The 6,502-nt window shown below is 66.4% G+C and carries 6 protein-coding genes and 1 pseudogene; 3 read left to right on the top strand and 4 right to left on the bottom strand.

The features are described from left to right. On the bottom strand, positions 1 to 364 hold a 364-nt coding region (locus tag ACLPJJ_RS11245), incomplete at its 3' end, for a hypothetical protein (RefSeq protein WP_443591067.1). A gap of 58 nt (positions 365 to 422) precedes the next feature. Next, a complete protein-coding gene (gene epmA, locus ACLPJJ_RS11240) occupies positions 423 to 1,382 on the bottom strand; it encodes an EF-P lysine aminoacylase EpmA (protein WP_443591066.1) in 960 nt (319 codons plus the stop codon). Positions 1,383 to 1,405: 23 nt separating this feature from the next. On the opposite strand from epmA, the gene ACLPJJ_RS11235 reads away from it, so the two are divergent. Both ACLPJJ_RS11235 and ACLPJJ_RS11230 read left to right on the top strand, forming a co-directional pair. Continuing rightward, the gene (locus ACLPJJ_RS11235) at positions 1,406 to 2,374 is read left to right on the top strand and encodes a lysine-2,3-aminomutase-like protein (protein WP_443591065.1); all 969 of its coding nucleotides are present in this window, start codon (positions 1,406 to 1,408) and stop codon (positions 2,372 to 2,374) included. 95 nt (positions 2,375 to 2,469) lie between these two features. Next, positions 2,470 to 3,411 carry a hypothetical protein gene (locus tag ACLPJJ_RS11230; protein WP_443591064.1) on the top strand — a complete coding sequence of 314 codons (942 nt, stop codon included), beginning with the start codon at positions 2,470 to 2,472 and terminating at the stop codon, positions 3,409 to 3,411. 43 nt (positions 3,412 to 3,454) lie between these two features. On the opposite strand, the gene ACLPJJ_RS11225 is transcribed toward ACLPJJ_RS11230, so the two are convergent. Next, entirely contained in the window at positions 3,455 to 5,500 is a 2,046-nt protein-coding gene (locus ACLPJJ_RS11225) for an autotransporter outer membrane beta-barrel domain-containing protein (protein WP_443591063.1), read from the bottom strand. Beyond that, complete coding sequence (locus ACLPJJ_RS11220) at positions 5,400 to 5,909, bottom strand: hypothetical protein (protein ID WP_443591062.1); 510 nt, start codon at positions 5,907 to 5,909, stop codon at positions 5,400 to 5,402. The genes ACLPJJ_RS11225 and ACLPJJ_RS11220 overlap by 101 nt, the downstream gene beginning before the upstream one ends. A 236-nt stretch (positions 5,910 to 6,145) precedes the next feature. On the opposite strand from ACLPJJ_RS11220, the pseudogene ACLPJJ_RS11215 reads away from it, so the two are divergent. Beyond that, positions 6,146 to 6,502, top strand: a pseudogene (locus ACLPJJ_RS11215) (elongation factor P); the annotation flags it as partial.

Raw genomic sequence — 6,502 nt, 5'->3', positions numbered from 1 at the left:
TGAAGCCCGTCACCTTGCCGTCCTTGAGGGTGAAGGTGATCTCGCAGGACCAGACCTGCACATCCTGCGGGAAACCGGCGTTATAGTACGGCCCATAATACGGCCCGTAATACGGCCCCCAATACGACCCGCCCCAGGGGCCGTACCCGCCCATGGCGATGTCACTGGCCAGCACCTGGGCATGCCCCTGAACATAAGCGAGGTATTGCACGCCGTTCACGGTGATCTGCTTGTCGGGCACGCCCATCGACTGCACGAGCCTGTCCTCCGGCGCGCCGATATAGGCGGCCATGCGCGATTGCAGGCTGGGCCCATGGGCGCAGGCGGCAAGGAGCAAAGGCACGGCAAGAACAACGCGGCGCATGGTTAAACCCTCTTGTCCGCTAATATAGGCGCGATGCGTAACGTGTTGATGACTTACATCAAGGCAGCCAGAGCATGTCGGCAATGCGCGGCGCGCCGGTGGCGAGCATGGCCAACCGGTCGAACCCGAGCGCGATGCCCGAACAGGCGGGGAGTTGCGCCACCGCGTCGAGGAAGTCCTCGTCCATCTCCCAATCCGGTCCGTACAGCGCATGCCGCCGCGCGCGGTCGGCGAGGAAGCGGGCACGTTGCTCGGCGGCATCGGTAAGCTCGACGAAGGCATTGGCCAGCTCGATGCCGCACACATAAAGCTCGAAGCGCTCCGCTACGCGCGGGTCCTCGGGGCATTTGCGCGCCAGCGCCGCCTGGGCGGCAGGCCAATGAGTGAGGAAGGTGGGGCGCTCCCGGCCCAGATGCGGCTCGATGCGCTCCAGCAGCAGGCGGAAGAACAAATCCTCCCAATCCTCGCCCTCGCGCAGCCTGGCTCCCGCTTGGGCGGCCAGCGCCGGGGCGTCATCCGCTGTGGCCAGCACATCCGCGCCCACATAGCGGTGGAACGCCTCGGCCACGGTGAGGAACTCCGGCTCATCCAGCCGCGTGGTGATGCCCCGGCAGGTTACCTCGGGCGGCAGCGTGGCGCGCAGGAGCGAGAATGTCTCATCCATCAGCGCCTGCATGTCCGCGCCCAGCGAATACCATTCCAGCATGGTGAACTCAGGCGCATGGGTGTCGGACCACGGCTCGTCGCGCCAGACGCGGGCGAGCTGGAAGATCGGCCCGGAGCCGCCCGCCAGCAGCTTCTTCATGGCGAATTCGGGCGAGGTGTTCAGCCATCTTTCTGCTCCCGCCGGGACGGCGCGAAGGTGAACCTCCTCACCCGGGGCGAGCACGGCGTAGGGGGTTTCCACCTCGGTATAGCCACGGGCGGTGAAGAAGGCGCGCACCGCGGCGGCAAGGCGCTGGCGGCGCAGCAGGAGGGGAAAACGGTCGGGCAGGGTTTGCCAGGGTTGAGAGCGCATGGCGCACGTTCTACATCACGCCGATGCCGGATGGTATTTCCCCCAAGCCCCGCACGCTGCGCCGCCCCGCCGAGCTGGTGCGCGAAGGGCTGCTCCCCCCCGACCGCCTGGGCGAGGCCGAGGCTGTGGCCGCGCGCTATGCCATCGCCGTGCCTCCTGCCCTGGCAGCACTCATCGAGTCGCCAGACGATCCGCTCGGCCTGCAATTCATCCCCAGCCCGGCGGAGCTGATCACCGCCCCGCATGAGAGCGCGGACCCGATCGCCGACGAGGCCCTTTCGCCCATCCCCGGCATCGTGCACCGCTACCCGGACCGCGCGCTGCTGAAGCCGCTGCTGGCCTGCCCAGTCTATTGCCGGTTCTGCTTCCGGCGCGAACAGGTGGGGCCGGATGGCGGGCTGCTCTCGGCCGAGGAACTGGAAGCCGCCTATGCCTATATCGCGGAACGCCCGGCGATCCGCGAGGTGATCCTGACCGGCGGCGACCCGCTCATCCTCTCGCCGCGCCGCCTGGGCGAAATCCTGCGCCGGCTGGAGGCGATTCCGCATGTGGAGCTGCTGCGCATCCATAGCCGCGTGCCGGTGGCGGACCCGGCGCTGGTGAACGAGGCGCTGCTCGAAGCACTGGAGATCGAGAAACCGCTCTACATTGCGGTGCACAGCAACCATGCGCGGGAACTCACGCCGGAAGCCGCCGAGGCCTGCCGCAAGCTTACCCGGCTGGGTATTCCGCTGCTCGGCCAGACCGTGCTGTTGAAGGGCGTGAATGACAGCGAGGCGGCACTGGCCGAGCTGTTCCGCGCCATGCTGCGCGCCCGCATCAAGCCGTATTACCTGCACCAGTTGGACCCCGCCCCCGGCACCGCGCGCTTTTATGTGGAGCCGGAGCGCGGGCGCGAGATCCTGCGCCATCTGCGCGGCACCATTTCCGGTACCGCCCTGCCCACTTACATTCTCGACCGCCCGGGGGGATTGGGGAAAGTGCCCCTCTAACGGCTTCGGAAGCTCTTTCCTTCGGCAAACACGGGATGACAAGCATGTGGTTTTGGCGGTCTAAAGACAATTGCCCCTCCGACAGGACGCAAACATTGTATATCCATGCCGGCCTGCACAAAACCGGCACCACCGCGCTACAGAATTTTCTCGCCTCCCAAGCGGATGCCCTAAAGACGCATGCCGTTTTGTACCCGAATGCGGGGCGGCCCCCGGACTACTCGGGCCACCACAACCTTGCTTGGCAGCTTATCCGCGACCGCCGCTACCGCGCCGCGTTCGGCAGTGTGCAAGACTTGGACGAAGAATTGCGCACCCATGATGGCGATGCGATCATCTCCAGCGAGGATTTCAGCTCACTGCTCGGCAGCGACGCATGGCTTGCAACCTTGAGTGCCCTGCCCAACCTAGGCCGTTACCGTCTCGTACCTATCCTTTACATCCGTGAGCAGGGCGCTTTTTTCAAATCCCTTTTCATGGAACTGACGCAGCATGGCCTGACGGAGGAACCCGCGCGGCTCGCCGACATCATCTGCCGGACAGGTTCGTTTTACCTGTGTGAATGGACGTTCCATTTCGACTATCTCCGCATCGCCACATTGCTGCGCCGCGCCACACATGGTGCCGCCATCTTCCGCAGCTACCACCGCCTCGCCGGTGGCTCGACCATCACCGATTTTATACAGCAAACTGTCCCCGGCCTGTCCTTGCCCAATGCCGGGACCGACAACAAGACTAACACCCAGCGGGACCTGCTTGAGGCCCTGGTAGAGTTCCATCAAACCCGGCTCGGCCTCCCGCTCAACGAGGCGCAGCAAGACCTCCTGCGCGCCCGTGCCACCCGGCTGCACGATGATGAGCCGAAGCTCTCCCCCGCCCTGGCAAAGCGCTTCACGACAACATTCCGGCACACCAACCATCAGCTTCGCCAGATGCTGGGAGAGGATTTCGCCTTTCCTCCCCCTCTCACCGCCCCTGAAGACGCCCTGGAGCAACTATTCTCCTTCGAGCTTCAGTGCGAACTCACCAGACTTTGACAGGCCACACGGGGTAATCGCCGCGTAAGCTGCTCTAACTTCATTAAAACCGGGCGGAAATCACCGCCTGCAGGCTCTGCGCCGACCAGTTGCCCGCGAACCACCCGGCGTAGCCGAAATCCACCGACCAGCCGCCGCGCGTCAGGCTCAGCCCCAGCCCCACCTCGCCGGAAACCGGCGCCAGATGCCCGGGGTTCAGGGTGAGCGCGGTATAGTCCTGTGTCGTCAACCCCATGCCAGCGCCGGGGTTGCCCAGGGCCGCGTCCACGCCAAAGCTGACCCGGGGCGTGACCACGATCCGCGAGGCGGTGACGAAGCTCCGCCCCAAATTCATGCGCAGGAAAGGGGTGACATTCGCTCCGGAAGACCCGGCCGCCCTCAGCGCGAAACCCTGGGCGGCGGTTTCGGTAAAACCGCCCAGGGAGACCCGGGTGACCCGCACCCCCGCCGCCGGGGCCATCTCCACCCCGCCCGAGTGCAGGGGCACCGCCAGCTGCGCCTCGGCGGAGAGCACGTTGCCATCCTGCCGGGCCACCGCCCCGCCCGCGCCGGTCTGGCGCGTGGTACTGGCGCTGGCAATGCCATCCAGCATTGCGGCGCTGAGTACGAACGCCCCCACGGGCTGGTTGGCGTAGAGGCCGAGGCGGATCGTCTCCATATCCGCATCGCCCACGCCCTGGCCGCGCAGAGTGCCACCATCATACCCGGCGGCGATGCCGATCCGTCCGCCGGTTGCGGGCACGGCGCGGTCCACCCCGGCGAGGAAACCGCCCCCGGTGAAGTTGTACGCATCCTGCGCGGAGAGATTCGTCCCCGCCGCCTCCACCCAGCCGCCCAAGGCGCAGAACTCGCCCGCCAGGGCCGAGGCGATGCCGGCCTTGCCGCTGCCAGTGGCAGGAGCGTTCTGGCAGCCGGTGCCGCCGCCTGGCGCCAGAACGCGGCCCATCAGTATATCATCCAGGGCCTCGGCATCCAGCGTCATGGCCTGGGAGAGATCGGGCAGCAGCCCCGCCCCCCGCGGCGCCACGGTGAAATTGCGGTTCACTCGCAACACCGCCGCCTGCGTGCCCACGGAAACCAGGATCGGCTGCGCCGGGCCCGCCACCTGGAAGAACGTACCATTCACGCCGCCATCGGCCTGCAAAAACTCGTAGCTCGCCGGGGTGTAGGTGCCCGGCGCCAGCACATAGGAAAGCGTGCCGCCCAGCGTGATCGTGCCGGTGACGGTGAAGCTGGATACCTGCCCAGGCGCGACCAGCACGACCAGCGTGCCCGTGGAGGTCTGCACGAAATTCCCGTTCAGCCGCAGAGGTGCTGCGGCCAGCCCGGCGGTGAAGCTGCCGTTATTGACCATCTGCGCCACGTTCCACTGGCCGGCGCCGGTCCAGCTCGCCCCCTGCGCCACGGTGAGCGCGCCATGAGCGTTGAAGCCGGTGATGTCCGAGGCCAGCGTGCCGCTGCCGGTGAGCGAGATACTGCTCGCCGTGCCATTCCCCGCGATATCGCCGATGATCTGTGCCCCGGTGCCGAGCGTGATAGTGCTCGCCCCGCGAGACAGACTGATCGCATTGCCGCCGCTTGTGGCGATAACGCTGCCGGTATCGATGATATCCACCGCCCCGTTGGCGACAACACCGGTCAGCCCCGCTATGGTCCCGGCATTGTCCAGCGTGCCGCCCTTGGCCAGCCTCACCCCGGCGTTCGTCCCGGTGATCAGCCCGGTATTTTCCGCCGCCCCGCCGTGCCCGATGTCGATCACCCCGTCGATGCCCCCGGCGACGGTGCCGCTATTGCTGACGGAGGAAGCCCCGGTGAGGTACACGCCGAAATCCGGCCCGTTGATCAGCCCGGCATTGGTGATTTGCGAACCATCGCCGCCCGCGTACACGCCGGAATAGCCGCCAAGCAGCCTGCCGGAGGCGGTGTTGGTGAGCGTGCCGCCGGAAAAGAGCGAGACGGCATCGCCCGTGCGGGCTGAAATCTGCCCGCTATTGGTCACGCTGCCCGCGCCGTTGCCGGTGTACACGCCAATATGCCCGCCGAAGATGGAGCCGGTGTTGCTCACCCCGCCGCCACGGTTCAGGCTCACCCCCGTCATACCCGGCGGCGATGGCGCCACTATTGCTCACCTGCCCGACGCCATTGTTCACCAGCACGCCGTAATCCCCGGCGCTGATCGTGCCGCCATTGGCGATGCTGCCGCCAGCGCCGAGCAGGATGCCGGTGCCATTTGCCGCCTGAACCTGCCCTGCATTGTTCAACTGGGCGGGACTGGCATCCCACACCGCCACCCAGCCCGTGGAATCGATGCTTACCCCGCTGGCGATGCTCACTCCGGCAGCGCCATAGGCGGCGAGGTTCACCGCGCCATAACGGTTGCTGGAGATCACGCTCTGCGCCGCGGCGGGGGCGCTGAGCGCCATGGCGGCGGGCAGAACCAGCAGCGAGGCATTGGCGCTCCTGCGCGCCAGGGCAATGCCGGTCGGAAACGTGTTCATGCGGGCAGATTCTCGGGCCGGGCCGCTTTTTGCCGCCCTTCACGACTACAGGTTGAGGCCAGCTTAACCCCGCACCTATGAATCACGCGTTAATCCTTCGCGCCCGCGGTGCCGGAATCGATATTTTCCCGTTAACCTATTGGCCTCGCCGCCACGGGCGGCTTGCCGAAATCGCCCCGGCGGCGTAAGCCCCCGCCTCACGATCATTCAAGTTTCTCATCCGCAGGGCAGAACCCATGAAGCAGCAGGCTAACCTTATCCGCGCCGGCCAGGTCATCGAACACGAGGGCCAGCGCTGGACCGTGCTGAAGCAGCAGATCATCACCCCCGGCAAGGGCGGCGCCTTCATCCAGGTGGAAATGCGCAACCTGAAGACCGGCAACAAGACCAACGAGCGCTGGCGCACCGCCGATACCGTTGAGCGTCTGACCACCGAGGACCGGGACTACACCTACTCCTATACCGATGGCGACAATCTCGTGCTGATGGACCCCGAGACCTTCGAGCAGTTCATGGTGCCCGCCGCCATTCTGGGTGATTCCGCCCCCTTCCTGCAGGACAACATGGCCGTCGTCGTGGCGCTGGTCGAGGGC

Source organism: Acidocella sp., assembly GCF_052326845.1.
GTDB lineage: Bacteria > Pseudomonadota > Alphaproteobacteria > Acetobacterales > Acetobacteraceae > Acidocella.
This window is presented reverse-complemented; position numbering and strand designations above follow the sequence as displayed.

Coding starts and splice junctions, on each gene's coding strand:
- ACLPJJ_RS11220 (WP_443591062.1), bottom strand. CDS start 5,909: ATGAACACGTTTCCGACCGGCATTGCCCTGGCGCGCAGGAGCGCCAAT.
- ACLPJJ_RS11235 (WP_443591065.1), top strand. CDS start 1,406: ATGCCGGATGGTATTTCCCCCAAGCCCCGCACGCTGCGCCGCCCCGCC.
- epmA (WP_443591066.1), bottom strand. CDS start 1,382: ATGCGCTCTCAACCCTGGCAAACCCTGCCCGACCGTTTTCCCCTCCTG.